The organism is Micromonospora sp. GCM10011541 (genome assembly GCF_042650725.1).
Taxonomy (GTDB): Bacteria; Actinomycetota; Actinomycetes; order Mycobacteriales; family Micromonosporaceae; genus Micromonospora; species Micromonospora sicca.
In genome coordinates, this window is sequence record NZ_JBHSBP010000028.1 from 1 (window position 1) to 16,900 (window position 16,900).

The 16,900-nt window shown below is 68.4% G+C and carries 23 protein-coding genes and 1 pseudogene; 9 read left to right on the forward strand and 15 right to left on the reverse strand.

Annotated features, from left to right (window positions below; genetic code table 11):
• Window positions 1-402: sigma-70 family RNA polymerase sigma factor (locus ACFOYX_RS12180; RefSeq protein WP_377533990.1), on the forward strand; the 402-nt coding region annotated here is incomplete at its 5' end.
• A 205-nt stretch (window positions 403-607) separates the two neighbouring features.
• Here ACFOYX_RS12180 and ACFOYX_RS12185 read toward each other — a convergent pair.
• The 3 genes from ACFOYX_RS12185 to ACFOYX_RS12195 are packed head-to-tail and all read right to left on the reverse strand — an operon-like array spanning window position 608 to window position 1,814.
• The gene (locus ACFOYX_RS12185; protein WP_109801943.1) at window positions 608-1,093 is read right to left on the reverse strand and encodes an SRPBCC family protein; all 486 of its coding nucleotides are present in this window, start codon (window positions 1,091-1,093) and stop codon (window positions 608-610) included.
• Complete coding sequence (locus ACFOYX_RS12190) at window positions 1,090-1,413, reverse strand: metalloregulator ArsR/SmtB family transcription factor (RefSeq protein ID WP_322440076.1); 324 nt, start codon at window positions 1,411-1,413, stop codon at window positions 1,090-1,092. The genes ACFOYX_RS12185 and ACFOYX_RS12190 overlap by 4 nt, the downstream gene beginning before the upstream one ends.
• A 17-nt stretch (window positions 1,414-1,430) precedes the next feature.
• On the reverse strand, window positions 1,431-1,814 hold the full coding sequence (locus ACFOYX_RS12195; protein WP_322440075.1) for a hypothetical protein: 384 nt from the start codon (window positions 1,812-1,814) through the stop codon (window positions 1,431-1,433).
• Between ACFOYX_RS12195 and ACFOYX_RS12200 the strand changes: the two genes are divergently transcribed.
• On the forward strand, window positions 1,767-2,087 hold the full coding sequence (locus tag ACFOYX_RS12200; protein WP_369292973.1) for an ABC transporter permease: 321 nt from the start codon (window positions 1,767-1,769) through the stop codon (window positions 2,085-2,087). The genes ACFOYX_RS12195 and ACFOYX_RS12200 overlap by 48 nt on opposite strands.
• Before the next feature lie 134 nt (window positions 2,088-2,221).
• Window positions 2,222-2,620, forward strand: a complete 399-nt coding sequence (locus tag ACFOYX_RS12205) for a hypothetical protein (RefSeq protein WP_322475088.1) — start codon at window positions 2,222-2,224, stop codon at window positions 2,618-2,620.
• Between the two features lie 1,241 nt (window positions 2,621-3,861).
• On the opposite strand, the gene ACFOYX_RS12210 is transcribed toward ACFOYX_RS12205, so the two are convergent.
• Together ACFOYX_RS12210 and ACFOYX_RS12215 are read right to left on the reverse strand one after the other, a co-directional pair.
• Window positions 3,862-4,206, reverse strand: a complete 345-nt coding sequence (locus ACFOYX_RS12210) for an integrase core domain-containing protein (RefSeq protein ID WP_322440073.1) — start codon at window positions 4,204-4,206, stop codon at window positions 3,862-3,864.
• Between the two features lie 4 nt (window positions 4,207-4,210).
• Complete coding sequence (locus ACFOYX_RS12215) at window positions 4,211-4,897, reverse strand: helix-turn-helix domain-containing protein (RefSeq protein ID WP_322440072.1); 687 nt, start codon at window positions 4,895-4,897, stop codon at window positions 4,211-4,213.
• 151 nt (window positions 4,898-5,048) lie between these two features.
• Here ACFOYX_RS12215 and ACFOYX_RS12220 point away from each other — a divergent pair, with 151 nt between their 5' ends.
• Complete coding sequence (locus tag ACFOYX_RS12220) at window positions 5,049-5,432, forward strand: hypothetical protein (protein ID WP_322440071.1); 384 nt, start codon at window positions 5,049-5,051, stop codon at window positions 5,430-5,432.
• 55 nt (window positions 5,433-5,487) lie between these two features.
• Here the strand turns inward: ACFOYX_RS12220 and ACFOYX_RS12225 are convergent, their stop codons facing one another.
• A complete protein-coding gene (locus tag ACFOYX_RS12225) occupies window positions 5,488-6,819 on the reverse strand; it encodes a hypothetical protein (protein WP_322440070.1) in 1,332 nt (443 codons plus the stop codon).
• A gap of 479 nt (window positions 6,820-7,298) precedes the next feature.
• On the opposite strand from ACFOYX_RS12225, the gene ACFOYX_RS12230 reads away from it, so the two are divergent.
• Complete coding sequence (locus tag ACFOYX_RS12230; protein ID WP_322440069.1) at window positions 7,299-7,664, forward strand: hypothetical protein; 366 nt, start codon at window positions 7,299-7,301, stop codon at window positions 7,662-7,664.
• A gap of 656 nt (window positions 7,665-8,320) precedes the next feature.
• The gene (locus ACFOYX_RS12235; protein WP_322440167.1) at window positions 8,321-8,623 is read left to right on the forward strand and encodes a helix-turn-helix domain-containing protein; all 303 of its coding nucleotides are present in this window, start codon (window positions 8,321-8,323) and stop codon (window positions 8,621-8,623) included.
• 181 nt (window positions 8,624-8,804) lie between these two features.
• On the opposite strand, the gene ACFOYX_RS12240 is transcribed toward ACFOYX_RS12235, so the two are convergent.
• A complete protein-coding gene (locus ACFOYX_RS12240; protein WP_322440068.1) occupies window positions 8,805-9,215 on the reverse strand; it encodes an ATP-binding protein in 411 nt (136 codons plus the stop codon).
• A gap of 216 nt (window positions 9,216-9,431) precedes the next feature.
• On the opposite strand from ACFOYX_RS12240, the gene ACFOYX_RS12245 reads away from it, so the two are divergent.
• Window positions 9,432-9,797 carry an STAS domain-containing protein gene (locus ACFOYX_RS12245; protein WP_322440067.1) on the forward strand — a complete coding sequence of 122 codons (366 nt, stop codon included), beginning with the start codon at window positions 9,432-9,434 and terminating at the stop codon, window positions 9,795-9,797.
• Here the strand turns inward: ACFOYX_RS12245 and ACFOYX_RS12250 are convergent, their stop codons facing one another.
• Both ACFOYX_RS12250 and ACFOYX_RS12255 read right to left on the reverse strand, forming a co-directional pair.
• A complete protein-coding gene (locus ACFOYX_RS12250) occupies window positions 9,798-11,054 on the reverse strand; it encodes a PP2C family protein-serine/threonine phosphatase (RefSeq protein ID WP_322440066.1) in 1,257 nt (418 codons plus the stop codon).
• A gap of 143 nt (window positions 11,055-11,197) precedes the next feature.
• A pseudogene (locus ACFOYX_RS12255) lies at window positions 11,198-11,440 on the reverse strand (ArsR/SmtB family transcription factor); the annotation flags it as partial.
• A 56-nt stretch (window positions 11,441-11,496) separates the two neighbouring features.
• On the opposite strand from ACFOYX_RS12255, the gene ACFOYX_RS12260 reads away from it, so the two are divergent.
• Window positions 11,497-12,540 carry an ArsO family NAD(P)H-dependent flavin-containing monooxygenase gene (locus ACFOYX_RS12260; protein ID WP_322440065.1) on the forward strand — a complete coding sequence of 348 codons (1,044 nt, stop codon included), beginning with the start codon at window positions 11,497-11,499 and terminating at the stop codon, window positions 12,538-12,540.
• 61 nt (window positions 12,541-12,601) lie between these two features.
• Here the strand turns inward: ACFOYX_RS12260 and trxB are convergent, their stop codons facing one another.
• The 6 genes from trxB to ACFOYX_RS12290 form a co-directional block, all read right to left on the reverse strand.
• Window positions 12,602-13,531: a thioredoxin-disulfide reductase gene (gene trxB, locus ACFOYX_RS12265; RefSeq protein ID WP_322440064.1), complete on the reverse strand. Its 930-nt coding sequence runs from the start codon at window positions 13,529-13,531 to the stop codon at window positions 12,602-12,604.
• A 72-nt stretch (window positions 13,532-13,603) separates the two neighbouring features.
• A complete protein-coding gene (locus ACFOYX_RS12270; protein ID WP_322440063.1) occupies window positions 13,604-14,011 on the reverse strand; it encodes an arsenate reductase ArsC in 408 nt (135 codons plus the stop codon).
• The gene (locus ACFOYX_RS12275; RefSeq protein ID WP_322440062.1) at window positions 14,011-14,196 is read right to left on the reverse strand and encodes a hypothetical protein; all 186 of its coding nucleotides are present in this window, start codon (window positions 14,194-14,196) and stop codon (window positions 14,011-14,013) included. The genes ACFOYX_RS12270 and ACFOYX_RS12275 overlap by 1 nt, the downstream gene beginning before the upstream one ends.
• The gene (locus ACFOYX_RS12280; protein WP_322440061.1) at window positions 14,193-14,939 is read right to left on the reverse strand and encodes an MIP/aquaporin family protein; all 747 of its coding nucleotides are present in this window, start codon (window positions 14,937-14,939) and stop codon (window positions 14,193-14,195) included. Before ACFOYX_RS12280 ends, ACFOYX_RS12275 begins: the two co-directional genes overlap by 4 nt.
• Before the next feature lie 53 nt (window positions 14,940-14,992).
• Entirely contained in the window at window positions 14,993-15,655 is a 663-nt protein-coding gene (locus tag ACFOYX_RS12285; RefSeq protein ID WP_322440060.1) for an arsenate reductase ArsC, read from the reverse strand.
• Window positions 15,648-16,349, reverse strand: a complete 702-nt coding sequence (locus tag ACFOYX_RS12290) for a helix-turn-helix domain-containing protein (protein ID WP_322440059.1) — start codon at window positions 16,347-16,349, stop codon at window positions 15,648-15,650. The genes ACFOYX_RS12285 and ACFOYX_RS12290 overlap by 8 nt, the downstream gene beginning before the upstream one ends.
• Before the next feature lie 265 nt (window positions 16,350-16,614).
• On the opposite strand from ACFOYX_RS12290, the gene ACFOYX_RS12295 reads away from it, so the two are divergent.
• Entirely contained in the window at window positions 16,615-16,818 is a 204-nt protein-coding gene (locus ACFOYX_RS12295; RefSeq protein WP_013283833.1) for a cold-shock protein, read from the forward strand.
• Window positions 16,819-16,900 lie beyond the last annotated feature (82 nt).

A 16,900-nucleotide genomic window follows, 5' to 3' on the forward strand; every position in this document is an offset into this window, starting at 1 on the left:
AGCTGCCTGCTGCAGACCCTCGGCCGCTCGCCGACCGTCGCCGACATCGCCGCCCACCTCAAGGTGACCGAGGAAGAGGTCCTGGAGGGCCTGGAGGGCGCCCGCGCCTACAACGCCGTGTCGCTGTCCACCCCGACCGGCGACGGCGACCGGGCCACCGAGCTGGGCGACATGCTCGGCGGCGAGGACGGCGAGTTCGAGCTGGCCGAGCTGCGCGTCGCGCTGGGCCCGGCGCTCGCCACCCTCGACGAGCGCGAGCAGAAGATCCTCACGCTGCGCTTCTACGGCAACCTGACCCAGTCGCAGATCGCCGAGCAGATCGGCGTCTCGCAGATGCACGTGTCCCGGCTGCTGGCCCGGGCGCTGACGAAGCTGCGCGGGCAGCTCGCCGACGCCTTCTGAGTCGGAGCGGCAGGCCTCACCGCCGTGCTGAGGGGGTTCCGGCGGTGCCGGAACCCCCTCATGCCCCACCTTCTGCTGTGGCTGTTATTCCAGGGTAGTGATGCGCACCCGGACGGGTCGCGGGTCGGCGCGGCCGTGGGCTGGGTCGCTGTCGGGGTGAGAGGTCGCGCCGGGATCTGACCGGGTGTGACAGTGGGTGCTGCTGCTAACGGCTGCCCTCGGTGAACAGCGCGGCGTAGCGGGCGAGGTACAGCGGCCATCCTTCGTCGTGGGCGACGCCGTCGCTGACGGCCTGCCAGCCGGGGCCGTGCCGGTCGATGTGGCGGTGCTCCAGCTCCACCCGGGTGCGCTGCGGGGTCTCGGCAACGAACCGGACTTCGACCTCGCTGGTGTTGTCCGGCTCCGTCTCCACCTGCCACTGCGGGCTGATGTCCCAGCTGAACACGACCCGGCCAGGTGGCTCGTACGCGAGCACCCGCGCCCAGCGGCACTCGCTGCCGTCGGCGGCGCGGTCGTAGATGTGCCCGCCGACCTTCGGCTCGAACACGGTTTCGGCGATCGGCGCGCCGAGCAGGTTGTGCTCCGGCGGCTTGAAGTCGCCGAACCGTTCGGTGAACACAGTGAAGGCATGCTCGATCGGTGCTTGGACGACGATCTGCTTGCGGACGACTGCGGCTGTTGTTTCCGTCATGACGTCTCCTCGGGTGATTGCTCGGCGACGTCCTGATAGCCGTCCAGCGCTCGGTTCCAGAACGTCTCAAGTTGATCGCGCAGCGCGGCCACGCCTGCCGGATTGAGTCGGTAAACCCGGCGGGTGCCGGCGGCGCGGGCGGTGACCAGTCCGGCGTCCTTGAGCACCTTCAGATGCTGGGACACCGCAGGCCGGCTGATCGGCAGCTCGTCGGCGAGTTCGCCGACGGCCCGCGGTCGCTCGGCCAAGCACGCGACGATGGCGCGTCTGGTGGGATCTCCGAGAGCGCCCCAGCCATCACCAGCTTGGTAATTAGCCACGAACGGAAAGCTACGACTTACGGACCAGGAAAGTCAAGACCGGCGAGCCGGCAGAGCCGCGACCACGGCCGAGCAGTCATGGAAATGCCCCGTCTGGGGCCGACGGGTGTGCTCCACATGTACGCCATCGGCCGGAGCGCGGGACGGCTGGCATACGTGTCCCCGTCGGCCTGCACGAGCTGTGCGATCACCGGGACGCGGTTCCCGCCGGCCGAGGCCAGCAGCATCATCGCGCGTCGGTATCGCACCGAGCTGGTGCTGCCCCGGCGCACGATCTGCTGCAGCTGATTCGATCGCTTGGCGCAATCGTTGCCGCCATCTGCCTGATGGCCGGCGCCTTCGGACTGCTCAATATGGGTTTGTCGTCGGTGCGACATAGAACCCAAGAGATAGGCATCCATCGTTCCCTCGGTGCGAGCCGTGGTGATGTCTTTAGGCTAGTTCTGCTCGAGACCGTTGCTGTGACAGTCCTTGCTGGCTTCAGCGGGGCCGTTCTGGCGCGGCTTGTGTTGGACTTTGCTCCCTCAATCCAAGGAGCCGATCTGGCGTCGACCAGTATCGTCCAACCCTCGTTGGTGGGCTTCGCCGTGGCTGTATCCATTGGTCTGATGGTTGGAATCGTTCCGGCCCTAAGGGCCACGCGTCTTGATGTCATCGCCGCTATTCGGAACTGATCAGATGGCAGCATCTTTCCCGCCGGCGGTATTGACTTTGGCTAGGGATGTTTGTTTGCCTTAGTGGGCCTAGGCGAACAGTAGGAGCATTTTTCAGAAAAGAGGATCCATTGAGAATCAAAAAGACGGTAGCCGTGACGGGAGTCGCCCTCGGTCTCGCCGGCGCCCTGGCCGCTGTGACGCCGGCCGTTGCCGACAGGCAGGACATGTCCGGGACGGTCTACGATGCGGTTTGGTCGCACTACTCCACGAAGCGTTGCTCTACCGGTGACCCCACCAACGGCGTCACCTTCCACATGACCAGCTACCCTGACGGCGACGACATGAGCCACTACGCCTCCACCGACAACGGCGGGGGTGCTCGGGTCGGCGTCAGCGGCTACTTCAACAGCCCCGACACCGCGTGGTACACGATGGGCTTCGGGAAGAGCACAAAGACCTGCTTCTACTGGAACTCTCAGCAGTACGAGGGGCTGAACCTCGACGGCTACGACACCTGGACGGGCCAGATCGACCACGTAGTCTACGGCTGACGTAACCTTTGACGTAGCCTAAACGCGTTGGACCACGAGGTGGGGGTTCTGCAGGGCCCCCACCTCTGTCCCGAGACTTTGTCAGGTAGAGCTTGATGCTGCTCGTCGCTTCCCTCCTTGCGGCCGCGGGACTGTCAGTCGCACTGCTCGTTCTGCCCCTGAACACCACTCGACGTGCCCAGAGCCTGTTCGCTAAAGCCGCGGTATCCGATGTAGTGGGCGCTGTCGCACGCCATCTCCATCTGACCGAGTCGGAGGCCGCCGACCTATTGGCGATGGCTGAGCAGGAACGCGGAGCCGTCATCAGGACTACACGCATTTGGCGATATGTCACGGCTGCCAGTGCTCCTGTTCTCTTGCTGCTTGTGTGGTGGGCTCGCGGACTGGCGAGCGATACCACTATCACCGCCCTCGCTTTGCCCATGGTGGCGGCGTTGGTCTGGATCTCGTTTCATTCAGGGAAGTTGGCCGGCGGGGTTTTGTGGGCCACAGCACAGCTCGCTCCCATCGTAACCCTGTGCCGCCTTTACCAGGCGACGTTGCAGAGTAAGGTTGACGCGTCCCAGGTTCAGATACTGAGCGCGGCAGCACTTCGCGCAACGAAGACCTCACGGAGCCTCTCTACTATGAGGCGTGAAATCGAAGCCGAAAGACGGCACCACAGGGTCTTCCCGTCTACTGATGCATTGAGAGCCATCGCGAGCCAAGGGCTCTTGGCCAAGCTCAACGAACCCTCCTGACGGGACCCCACAGGAACCTTCGGTACCAGCGGGAGTCCAACCGCGAGCCAGCGGATCTCGCGGGCAAAGCCACACGTCACGTCGGGTCAGCCGCCCCAATGTGCCGTTCCACAGCGTGCGACCAGCGCTTGCACCACGAGATGATACTCAAGCGTTCGAGAACGAGGGTCCGGCCTGTTGGGCGAGTGCAGCCTGTTCCATGTCTCCGTACCCTGACCAAATGGCCTAGTTCGTCGACACCGCCCAGCAGATGGCTCGCACCAAGCTTGAGGTCGCGTTGCCGCGTCGGTGGCGCGACGTCCAAGCGGTGGCAGCCAAGGCGCGCCGCGTGGCCGCAGCAGTGCCCAAGGAGGACCGGGACGTCCTGGTAGCTGCCGCCCAGGGACAATATTCGGATGAAGTTGCGCCCCGAGCTTTGCCCTGTACGGTGCCAAAACTCTGTTTCAGGCTTGTGAGCTGCGAATTTGCGAGTAGCTCAAGCTGCCCGGTGATACTCGTTGATCACGCCGCCCAGGACGCGGCGCTGCCGGATCGGCTTGTCGACCGCGACGACCACACCGGGGTCGTAGTCGGGTGGATGCTGATCCAGGCTCTGGTGCGGCCGGTGCCGGTCGAAGTGGTCCTCATAGTCGCGTAACCGGTACGGGCGTGATGTTCGTTGTAGATCAATACCCGGTCGGTGCACTCGGCCCGGACACTGCGCACGAAGCGTTCCGCGAACGCGTTCGCCCGGGGCGTGCGCGGCGGAGTCTTCACTACGTCGATGCCTTCGGCGGCGAACACCGTGTCGAACGACGCGGTGAACTTGGCGTCGCGGTCGCGGATCAGGAACCGGAACAGGGCCATTCGGTCACCGAGGTCCCAGCACCAGGTCGCGGGCCTGCTGGGTAGTCCAGGCGGCGGTCGGGTGGGCGGTGACGCCGAGGATGTGCACCCGTCGGGTCGTGATCTCCATGACGAACAGCACATACAACCGCCGCAGCGTGACGGTGTCGATGTGGAAGTAGTCGGTCGCCAGCAGGCCGGACGCCTGCGCGCGCAGGAACGTCCTCCAATTGGTGTCGATCTCGCGTGGGGCAGGACCGCGCTTCGAGTTGACGAGGATGCGACGGATGGTGCCAGCGCCGACCCGATGGCCGAGCCCGACGAGTTCGCCTTGGATGCGCCGGTGCCCCCAGCCGGGATTCTCCCTGGCCAAGCGCAGGATCAGGTCCCGGAGGTCGTCGCTGATCGGTGGTCGTCCGGGCCGGTTCGGGTAGGTCCAGTGCCGGCGGACCAGCCGGTGGTGCCAGGCCAGCAGGGTGGCTGGGGTAACGATCCGATGCCTCCAGAGTTCCCGCGGCAGTGCCCGGACCAGCGCGGACAACACCGCCCGCTCCGGCCACGACAGGCGCGGCCGACCGACCTGACGGCGTAGCACCGCCACCTCATGGCGCAGCACCAGCAACTCTGCGACCAGCGCGGACTCGCTGTACGTGGCCAGCGGCAACCAGCCGAACATCCGCACCGCACTCAGGTACAGCAGCCGAACCAACACGCCTGCCATCCTGCGTCATTGTCGCGAAACAGCAGCTCACACCCTGTGCGACGAGTTTTGGCACGGTACAGGCTGACGGGAACCTGGGGAGGCGAGACGACGTCGTAGCGTGTGGAAAGGCGACCCGGTTCCTAGGAGGAGGGAGTTCCGTATGAGGCGCTTCGCGGTCGCGCAGGCCTTGGTGGTTGTCCTCGCCTGCGCGGGCTGTGGGCGTTCCGCCCCTGCCGTGCCACGCGAAACCGAGACGCTGGGTCCGCTGCCGACATTGTCGGCCGCGGAGGCCGCGCAGCTCGTCGGCCTGCCTTGGACGGCTGACCCCATCCGGCCGACGGATCAGCAGTTCCTCATCGACGTGGCGGACGTCCGGTGCTATGAATTGGCCGGCGTCAACCTCGGAACTACGACTACCAACATCACGGTGAGCGTGCTGGGCCGGCGTGTCGAATGCCGAGCGGGGAAAATTTCGGCCGCGGCCTTGGTGCGCCTCCCGGAGCCAGTCGGATCACGTCGCCTCATTCACGCTCCGACACGTTGAGCGGCGGTTCGGCCTGCCTGGGTTTCCGGGCAGGCCGAACCGAGTTCGTGCTCTGTCAGGCGGGCGATCCGCTCACGATGGTGACACCGAAGGCGCTGGTGAAGTTGGTGAATTGGGTGAAGTTCATGTGCGCTCCGTCGGAGCTTCCGCCGCTGATGATGCCTGCGGCGAGCGTGTAGTTGGGGTTGCTCGCCAGTTTGTACACGGGCCCTCCGCTGTCCCCGTGTTGCACGATCAGGTAGTTCGGGCCGGTGGCATCGGCCATCGCCTGGTTGCAGACGTGCACGATGGTGCCGTTGTCGTTGAGGTCGAGGCAGGCATTGATCGCGGACACGCGTACGCCGCAGTTCTCCCCAGTGAACGATCCGTCCGAGCACACGCTCTGGCCGACCGCCAGCGAGGTGCTGCCGGCCACCCCGTAGGCGTAGCTGGAGTTGTACGGGCCAGTATAGACAGCGCCCGCCCAGTAGGAGCCGCCGCCGATAACCTCGGCGTCCATCCGGTTGTTACCCCACTCCACGCGCCCAACCGTTCCCATCGTGCCGGTCCGGTAGAGGGTGTTCGTGCTCGTGTCGAGGTAGCCCTGATTCCACACTGAGCCGGTCGGCCCACAGTGGCCAGCGGTGGCCATCTGCCGGGTGCTGCCGGATGCGACGACGAAGGCCGTCGTGCACTGTGTCACCCAGTTCTGACCGTTCTGAGTATAAGTACGATATATGCGATTTCCTGAGTAGTAGGGCGTGACGTCCAGCAGCCGGGTCGGAGTGGCTGCAGCCGCCATGGCGCCGACAACCCGCGCGCCGCTGGTGGGCCTGGCAACCTCATGAAGTGGACCGGGGGAGAGGCGGTCGCGGCGGACGGCGGTGTCGAAACGTTGCCGTGCCACGAGTTCCACTCGGTCGCCGAACGTCGCCCGGGCGAGCTGGCGCAGCTGTGGAGTCACCTTGGTCAGGCCCACCTGCACGCGGCCGGCTGCCGCGTCGACGAACCAGGCCGAACGCAGGCCCCGGGTGGCGGTGGCCCACGGTTCTGCCTTGTCGATCTGCGCCATCGTCGTGTCGAGGTCCCGCAGGCTGTACGGCGTCGGCGTCACCTCGACCCGCAAGGCCGAGCCGGGCCGCGCGGTGCTGGCGGTGGCGAAGCGGGTAACGGCGCCGGTGGCGGCGACGACTCGGGTGCGGGGCACGTAGACCCGCAGGACGTGCTGTCGTTCATCGACGGTCAGGCCGGTGTAGTTGTCACGGTCGGACTGCACCATCTGCTGGAAGCTCGCCACCGCGTTCTCTGGCAGGGTCACCTCAGTGGGCGCCGCGACAGCGGGCGCGCCCACCAAGCTGCCGCCAGCCAATGAGCCGACGGCAACGACGGCGAGAATGGATTTTCGCACTACTGCACCTCCATAGTGTCCAGCTTCGATATATCGCGCCGACTCTATGAAGGTCGCTATCGGGTAGTCAAGTGAACACGAAGAGTTCCTACAAAGGTCGGTGGGTGAACCACGGGCTGCCATAGGGACGACGAGGTGACCGCCGCGACATACTCGTGAGCGCGACGATGGGTCGTCCCACCCCTCTCGCACCCCAGGCCCGACCCGTCACCCGCAGTGGTTGGGAAAGGGCGGCGCGCCCCGGGCACCCAGGGCGCCTGTGATGACTACACCCAGCGTGTGAGCACCTAGCCATGCTCTTTTGCCCGCTGTTGATCAAAGTGACGGTCGGCCGGAGCTCAAGGACCCGGCTTCTCGCACATCGTGTCCGAGCTGCCCGGCGGCAGCCGCAGCAGACTGGCGCTGCCGCACCCAAATAGGCCGGGAGTGGGGATGGCTCTGTGTGTTCCGCCGTGCCTGGGGCGCGTCCGAACTCGACCGTGCTGATCGTGTCGAGCGGCGCCGGGCTCGACGGCTCGCCGCTGTCGGGCGGCTACGCGGGCGCCAAGCGGATGCAGCTGTTCCTGGCCGGCTACCTCCAGCGCGCCGCTCACGACCGCAAGCTCGGGATCCGGTTCGTCGCCCTGGCCCCGCGCCAGTTCCTGGTCGGCACCGCGATTGGGGAGGCCGCGGCCACCGCCTACGGCGCCGAGGCCGGCCTGACGGCCGACGCGCTCATGAAGCGCTTCCCGGCACCGCTCGACCCCGCCGACGTCGCCCACGCCATCCTCGCGATCGCCTCCGGAGAAGAGCACCGTGAAGCAACACTGCTGGGCTTGACCGGGAAGAGGCTGGAGGTCATCTGACCACACCGTCCCCTCGGGTGAGATCGCCGGCGGCGACCGGTACTGCACGCTCCTGATGACGGCCGGCCGGAGAATCTAGGCTGGAACGACTAGACATCTTCGGTGGCGTGGAATAGTCTTCTTCGAGTCGAGAGTAAAGATCCGTCAAGACGCAGACGGGCCGTCCGGCCGTGAGGTCACGACGGGCGGCGAGGAGCGGGAACGATCTTCACCGTTCCCCCCGAGAGGCAGTAGGAGCACGTCAGTCCCGACGTGATACGCGCCGGGGTGCAGGTGGGGCCAAGGCTCTTTTTGGGGCTCCAGCTGATGTTCGCCGTATAGGGGCCATGAAGTCGCGTGGGCTCCGACACCGGCGGACCGTACGACAGCAAGGGAAAGAAGTAGCAGAGGAAAGGGAGGGCCGTACACCGTTGGATCGCCCGCCGTCGGCCGTCATGTCAGGCCGGGCGGACACCGCAGTTTCCATCGAACGAGAGGTGGTCTCCGGTCACGCTTATGCGATCCTCGCACCCGAAGCCGTCCGTTGCGGCTGGTGCGGATACGACAAGCCGACGTTCCTGTCGGTAGATGGTGTTCTGACCCGTAAACCCTGGGCCCCGGCGCGTAAGCGCCGGGGCCCTCGACGTGGAGGTGACGTGGGGCAGAACTCCGATGACATGTTCGGCGACGAGAACTACCCGGCCTACACCATCGGCCAGGCCGCGGAGCTGCTCGGCACCACGCAGGACTTCCTGCGCCGCCTGGACGAGGCGAGACTGATCAACCCGCACCGCTCTACCGGTGGGCACCGCCGCTACTCCCGCTATCAGCTTCGCCTGGCCGCCCGGGCCCGGGAGATGGTCGACCAGGGCACCGCCCTGGAGGCCGCCTGCCGGATCATCATCCTCGAGGACCAACTCGAGGAAGCCCTCCGGCAGAACCAGAACCAGCAGCATGGGACGCGGCACACTGACGGGTGAGGTCGTCGGCGGGCGGTGAGCCGACTGGCTCGCCAGCGCGAACCACCTCGGCCCTGCCGGCCGTACTCCTGCTCGTCGCACCTCTTCCCATTTCGGCCGCCAACCGCGAGGCGCCCCCATCGAAGGCAGGCCACCTGGCTCGGGCTCCGCGGATGGCGAGGGCGTCCGGTGCGGCAGCCGGTTATCGGATCGGTGCTGTTCGTGCGTCGGTGAGGTGTTTGGTGATGCGGAGCAGCACCTGGTTCGGTGGCCCGGCGACGAAGGCGGCGGTCTCGGCGAGGGCGGCGATCAGGGGCAGTCCACGCCCGCCGACGGTGAGCGGGGCGGGAAGTTCGGCGTCGAGTCCAGCGCCGTTGGGGGTGCTGCCGCGGTTGCCGACCTCGAGGAGGCAGACGTCGTCGTCGATGACGATGGTGATGTCGACGGCGCTGTCGGCATCGGCGTGCAGCACCGCGTTGGCGCACGCCTCGCTGATCAGCACGGCGAGGTGGCCACGGGAGTCCTCGCCGACATCGGTGAGGCTCAGCAGGGTGGTGAGGACATGGCGGGCGCGGGTCACCGACGACGGTTGCCGCGGGAGTGACAGGGTCATGCTCACCCGCACTGCACAGCTCCTCCCCGGCCCGTACCTGAACCGTCGGACTACCGCGTCACCCTGAGGCGCGATGCTCCGGTGGTGATCAGCCCTACCCCGGTTCTGCTGAGGCGAAACGGTCAGGGTGCCGGCGCGACGTACGCCGGCCGACGGCGGTTCACCCGTCGGCAGAATATGGTAAGCGGGGATCATCGGGGCGTGGCGGAGGTTGCTGTGGAACTGCTGCTGTCGGTCCGGCCGGGCCGGGGTTGCACCGTGCTCGAGGCGCGCGGCGAGCTGGACATGGCGACGTCCCCCCAGCTGCGCGAGGGCCTGCAACGGTTGGTCGACGCCGATGACCGACAGGTGGTGGTGGACCTGGCCGGGGTGGGATTCATGGACTCCAGCGGACTGGGCGCGCTGGTCGTGATGTTCAAGGCGCTGCGGGACGTCGGCGGTCGGTTGAGCCTCGCCGCGGCGCAGCCCGCCGTGCGCAGCGTCCTGACGGTCACGTCGGTGGATCGAGTGATCCATGTTTATGACAGTGTGCAGGCGGCTGAAGCCGATGTGCCGTCCACCGACCACGCGCCAGGCCAGTAGTCAGTCGGGTAGCGCGGTGCTGGCACGCTCCTGGTCGGCGCCGGCGCTGGTTCGCCGGTCCTCGCGGTGTCCGCCGTGCCAGTCGAGGATGAACAGGGTGGCGTCATCGGCCAGAGTCGGTCCGCTGACCTCGAGGACGGCGTCGGCCAACGCCCGGGCAGCCTCTCGTGGATGCAGACCGGTGATCGACCGCAACATGGTCGGTAGATCCAGGTTGGCGGCGTTGCGCTCCCGCATGCCATCGGTGACCACCACCAGGCGGTCGCCCGGCCGCAGCTCGATCTCGCGAGCGCGGTGTCCGGCGTCGGCGAACATACCCAGGGGGAAGTTGGGCGGTAGTGGCAGCGCCCGGGTGTTCCCGTCGCGGACCAGCATCGGCGGGACGTGCCCGGCGTTGAGCATCGCGCACACGCCGGTGCGCAGGTCGAAACGGCCGAGGACCGCGGTGATGTAACTGCCGGGCACGGTGGCGTGTTCGGCCACGTCGGCATTCGCGGCTTCGGCCTGCTCCACCAGACCAACTCCGCGGCGGCGGCTGTTGCGCAGGCTGCCCACGCCCAGGGTGGCCGTCAACGCGCTGGCCACCCCGTGGCCCATCGCGTCGGTGACGCTGAAGTGCAGCACGTCGCGGGCGAGGCTGTAGTCGAAGGTGTCCCCGCCGATGCTGGCGGCGGGTTCCAGCCAGCCGGACAGGGTGAACGCGCTGGCCTCACACGTGAACGAGGCGGGCAGCAGCCGGCGCTGGATCTCCCCGGACAGGGTGAACGGGGTGGTGCGTTGCCCCCACTCGAACAGATCGGTGTACCGCCGGTTGGCGATCACCACGAACGCCAACAGGTGCGCCGTGCGGGTGATCTCCTGCAGCGCTCGCGGGGCGGGCTCGTCCGGCAGGATCATCTCGAGCAGGCCGATCGCCTCACCGCGGTCGGTCACCGGCGCCAACACCGCCCACCCGTCGGGCTGTGTGACGACCTGCACCGTCTGGGTGCGTAGCGCCTGCTCGGCGGGGCCGCCGTCGAACGGCATCACCGTGGCGACCTCGTCACCGCCCCGGCGTCCCGCACCGGTCCCGCCGAGCGGCACGTGGGTCAACCGGACCAGCGCCCGGCCGCTGAGATCCGCGATCAAAAACGCGACGCTACGCGCCCCCAACGCCGCACCGAGTTCCCGGGTGACCGCCTCGACCGCGTCGACGGGGGAGGCGTTCTCCGCCGCATCCAACATCTGCGCCATGATCCGCCCTCGACTGCTCTCCACCGTCCGAGCCTACGAGACCCGGCTGGTCATCGCCGAGCACGAGGATCGTCACCACAGCGTCGACAGCCCAAACCAGGTTTCACATTCAGGCCCTGGAGTGCGGGCAACCCCGGTCGCTGATCCACAGCCAACAGACCCGAGATTCAGCGGGTCTTCTTCGTTGCTCGCTTGTGGGGTGGCGTCAACAGGTCGGCGATCGTGGCGATGGCGGACGGCACGAGGCGGTAGTACGCCCAGACGCCGCGCTTGTCTCGCTCGAGCAGGCCGGCCTCGGTGAGGATCCGCAGGTGGTGACTGACGGTCGGCTGGGAGAGTCCGAGGGGTGCGGTGAGGTCACTGACGGCCGCCTCCCCCTGCGGAGCCGACTGAATCAGGCTGGGCAGTCGCGCTTCTGTCGTCTCGTCTCGGCATGATGATCTGCGGATCGAGGGAGGTGTCGTGCGTGCCTGGGTCGTGTGATGTGGTGGTCGTCGGGGGTGGGCAGGCGGGCTTGGCGGCGGGTTACTACCTGCGCCGCGCCGGTCTGGATTACGTCATCCTCGACGCCCAGACGCACTCGGGTGGTGCGTGGCGGCATGGCTGGGAGTCGTTGCGGTTGTTCTCGCCGGCGGAGTACAGCCCGCTGCCGGGGTGGGGGATGCCGCGGCAGGAGGGCGAGGAGTTCCCGACCGCCGAGCACGTCGTCGACTACCTGCGGGCCTACGAACAGCGCTACGACCTGCGGGTGCGCCGGCCGGTCCGGGTACGCGAGGTGCGGCGGGCCGGGGAGCGCCTGGCGGTGCAGACCGACGCCGGGGCGTGGCTGGCCCGGTACGTCATCTCCGCCACCGGGACGTGGGAGCGCCCGTACCTGCCCGACATCCCGGGCCGCGCCGAATTCGTCGGTCGGCAGCTGCACACGGTGAACTACACCTCGCCAGAGGCGTTCCGAGGGCAGCGGGTCGTGGTCGTCGGTGGCGGTAACTCGGCGGCGCAGATCCTGGCGGAGGTGTCCCGGGTCGCCGAGGCCACCTGGGTCACCCTGCGCCCGGCGCGGTTCATGCCCGACGACGTCGACGGTCGGGTGCTGTTCGGGGTGGCCACCCGCAAGGCCGCCGGTGATGCCGGTGAGAGTGTCAGCGACCTTGGGGACATCGTGATGGTGCCCAGCGTCCGCGACGCGCGAAAACGCGGCGTCCTGCATCCTCGCCCGATGTTCGCGCGGCTGACCGCACACGGCGTGTACTGGGCGGACGGCACGGAGCAGCCCTGCGACGCGGTCATCTGGTGCACCGGATTCCGGCCCAACCTCACCCACCTCGCGCCGATCCTGCCCGGATGGCGGCAGGGGGAGGTGAGCGTCGAGAGTACGAGGTCGGTCGACGAACCCCGCCTTTACCTGCTCGGTTACGGCGACTGGACCGGGCCGGCGTCGGCGACGCTGGTGGGCGCGGGACGTACGGCCAAGGCCACGGTCGCCGACATCAGCGCCCGCCTTGCCGGGTAGCCCCGGGACGGATCCGCCGCCCGGGGCCCGGCCAGGATCGGCCGGGCCCCGGGTGCAACTGTCAGGACAGGGCGGCGAGGTAGCGCTCCGCGTCGAGTGCGGCGGCGCAGCCGGTGCCGGCGGCGGTGATCGCCTGGCGGTAGATGCGGTCGACGACACTGCCCGCGGCGAACACACCGGGCAGGTTGGTGCGGGTGCCGGGGGAGTCGACGGTGACGTAGCCCTCGTCGTCGAGGTCGACCTGGCCACGAAACAGGTCGCTGCGCGGATCGTGGCCGATGGCGACGAACACGCCGGTGACGTCCAGGACGCGGGTCTGCCCGGTGTGGACGTCCCGCAGGCGGGCTCCGGCGACGGCACCGTCGTGGCCGAGGATTTCCTCGACGACGCTGTTCCACGCCACGGTGATCTTGTCGTTGCTCAGCGCCCGGTCGGTCATGATATGGCTGGCGCGAAAGGTGTCGCGCCGGTGGATGATGGTGACGCTGCGGGCGAAGCGGGTGAGGAAGGTGGCCTCTTCCATGGCGGTGTCGCCGCCGCCGACGACGGCGATGTCCTGGTCGCGGAAGAAGAACCCGTCGCAGGTGGCGCAGGAGGACACGCCGTGGCCGAGGAGTTCGGTCTCTCCGGGGACGCCGAGGGGCCGCCAGGCGGAGCCGGTGGCGAGGATTGCCGCATGCGCGTGGTGGGTCTGATCGCCGATCCACACGGTTTTGGTCGCAGTGGTGAGGTCGACGCGGGTGACGTCGTCGGTGACGAACCGGGCGCCGAAGCGGCCGGCCTGCTTGCGGAGGTTGTCCATCAGGTCCGGACCGGTGATGCCGTCGGGGAAGCCGGGGAAGTTCTCCACCTCGGTGGTGGTCATCAACGCGCCGCCGGACTGGCTGCCCTCGATGACCAAGGGTGCGAGGTCGGCTCGGGCGGCGTAGAGGGCGGCGGTATATCCGGCGGGTCCGGAGCCGATGATGATCAGGCGGTGCGGGTCGGACACGAGGGGCTCCTGCTCAGGCTGCAGCCGCCCGCCCACGCGGGCCGGCGGGCGGGACTGTGGCGACGGGATGGGTCAGGCGGAGGGGCGCAGTTCGGCGAGGAGCTTCTCGACCCGGGTGCGGATGTCGTCGCGGATGGGGCGGACGGCGTCGACGCCCTTGCCGGCGGGGTCTTCGAGTTTCCAGTCCTCGTAGCGCTTGCCGGGGAAGACCGGGCAGGCGTCGGCGCAGCCCATGGTGACGATGACGTCGGAGGACTCGGCCGTGGCGTACTCGAGGAGTTTGGGGGTCTGGTCGGTGATGTCGATGCCGACCTCGCGCATGGCCTCGACGGCGGCGGGGTTGACGGTGTCGGCGGGCGCGGAGCCGGCGGAGCGGACCTCGACGGTGTCGCCGGCGAGGTGGCGCAGCCAGCCGGCGGCCATCTGGGAGCGGCCGGCGTTGTGCACGCAGACGAACAGGACGCTGGGCTTGTCGGACATCAGGAGCCTCTCTGGCAGTGCGGGTCGCAGGGCCGGTCCACCGGCGCCTCGTCAGGAATCGCGGGCAGCGATCGGTCGGGGTCGCTGTTGCGGTCGAGCAGCCGGTACCGGCCAGCCGGGTGCGGCCGGTTGAGCAGGCCGCGGTACGACGTGTCGGCGCTCCGGTGCTCGGGCTTGCTGGTCATCGGCGGTGGTCGAGAGCCGGGTCCCGGTCGTCGGTGGGCACCACCACCTGGTCGGCGGCCCGCCCGGCGTCGGGGTAGAGCGCGGCCAGGAGGCCGATGCCCACGGCGAGGCCGACGAGCTGGGCGACGACGAAGCCGGGGACGGAGATAGGGGCGATGCCGGCGAAGGTGTCGGTGAACGCCCGTCCGACGGTGACCGCTGGGTTGGCGAACGAGGTGGACGAGGTGAACCAGTACGCGGCCCCGATGTACGCGCCCACGGCGGCGGGCGCGACGGGGGCGCGGCCGGAGCGGGCGAGAGCGAAGACCAGCAGGATCAGACCGGCGGTGGCGACGACCTCACCGAGCCACAGGTTGCCGGCGGCGCGCTGTTTGCTTGACCAGGTCACGGCGGTCAGGTCGAACATGAGGTTCGCCAGCACCGATCCGGCGATCGCCCCGGAGAGCTGGGCCGCGACGTAGCCGCCGAGGTCGCGGCCGGTCAGGCCGGTGCCGGCGCGGCGGCCGAGGAACCAGTCGGCGGCGGAGACGACCGGGTTGAAGTGCGCGCCGGAGACCGGGCCGAAGATCAGGATCAGCGTGCCCAGGGCGAACGCGGTGGCGATCGAGTTCTCCAGCGGTTGGAGCCCGATGTCGTCGGGGGACAGGGTGGCGGCCATGATGCCGGAGCCGACCACGGCGGTGACCAGCAGGGCGGTGCCGGTGAACTCGGCCAGCAGGCGCCGCCGGAGTGCGTTGGTCATCGGTCTGTTATCTCCCATTGCGGTAACGTCCCGGACCGCTGTCGGCCGGGGGTCTATCGGGTGGCGGGGACGTTCAGTTCGTCGAGCAGCCGGCGGACGCGGCGTTCGATCTCGTCGCGGATCGGCCGCACGTCGGCCACGGTGAGGCCGGCGGGGTCGTCGAGGTCCCAGTTCTCGTAGCGGGTGCCGGGAAAGACGGGGCAGGCGTCGCCGCAGCCCATGGTGACCACGACGTCGGCGGCGCGAACCACCTCGTCGGTCCAGGGCTTGGGGAACTCTTGGGAGATGTCGATACCGCGTTCGGCCATCGCCGCGATCGCCGCCGGGTTGACCTGGGTCCCGGGTTCACTGCCGCCGGACCAGGCGACCGCCTGTTCGCCGGCGAGGTGGGTGAAGAACCCGAGGGCCATCTGGGATCGCCCGGCGTTGTGGGTACACAGGAACAGGGCGACGGGCCGGCCGTCGCGGTGGTGACCCTCCACGCGGGCGAGGGCCTGCAGGCGCTGGCGGGCGAACCGCTCGGCCAGCAGCGGCAGGTAGTTGGGGACGCTGCCGACGGTGGCGAACTGGTCGTAGCTGGCGTGCAGGAACCGCTCCACGGTCTCGGCGCCGTAGGTCCCGTCGAACTCGGCGGCGAGGCGGGTGGCGGCGGTGCGCAGCGCGAGCTGCTGGTCGACAGAAAGGTCTTCGCGTACGTAGGCGTTGGTCTCAGTCACAGTGGTCTCCCGAGCTCGTGGCGGGGGCGATGACGGGGGCGACGCGGTCGACGCGGGCGGCGAGGTCGGCGTACGCGGCCTCGAACGCGTCGTCGGTGTCGAGGCGGACCGGGTCGGGCACCGACCAGTGCAGCCGGGGCCGGCCCGGCCCGGTGAGTTCCTCGTGGGCGTTGTCGCAGACGGCGATGACCAGGTCGTCGTCGCGCACTATGTCGGCGACATGGGAGGTGGCGGTTGGGTCCAGGGCCAGCCCGTGCCGGCGAGCCACGGCGACGGCGCGCGGATGAACCCGCTCGGCGGGTTTCGTGCCGGCGGACGCCGCCGCGGTGTGGGTGCGATCGGACCACAGGGCGGCGGCAAGCTGGGAGCGGGCGGAGTTGCGGGTACAGACGAACACCACCCGACCGACGCCGGTCAGCGGCGCCGGGGTCAGTGTCGCGAGGGCTTCGGGTCGCAGACGCAGGTAGGTGCGGCGGCGGTCACCCTCGGACCGGCCGCGCACCACCAGGCCGGCCTCGGTGAGGACCTTGACGTGGTGGGCGACCAGGTTCGTCGGCATCCCCAGGTCATGAGCGACCTCGCCGGGGGAGGCGTCTCCCAGGGTGAGCGCGTCCACGATCGCCAGACGCGCCGGGTCGCCGAGCGCGGCGTGGATCCGGGCGCGCCCCTGCAGGGAAGCAAGCTCAGTCATCATTGACTCAACTATCGCTGAGATGCTTCCGTGCCGTCAAGCAGACGAGTGGCCAGGTCCACGCACCGCCATGGGATCGACGACGGATCATGTGCTACGGTAGCCGAGTTGCAGTTTTGATTTCCGTAGACGTTTTCCGGCGCCTGATGGGGCATCTGAAACCCATCCAGGCGCTTTTCGTTTTTCGTGTCGTTTCGACGCGGGTGATCAACGCGGCGGCGTACGGGTCCGCACAGTGCGGTCTCTAACAGCCTGCGAAGGAGCAGACATGACTACAGGTACCGTTAAGTGGTTCAACGCCGACAAGGGCTTCGGCTTCATCAGCCCGGACGACGGCGGCGCCGACGTCTTCGCCCACTTCTCCGCGATCTCGGCGAGCGGCTTCCGCAGCCTCGACGAGAATCAGAAGGTGGAGTTCGACATCACCCAAGGCCAGAAGGGCCCGCAGGCGGAGAACATCCGCCCGCTTTGATCCACACTCTGCGAACGGCGGCCCGACTGGTTCAGCGGGCCGCCGTTCGGCGTTTCATGCGCTCACCACGGCATCGCGAAAA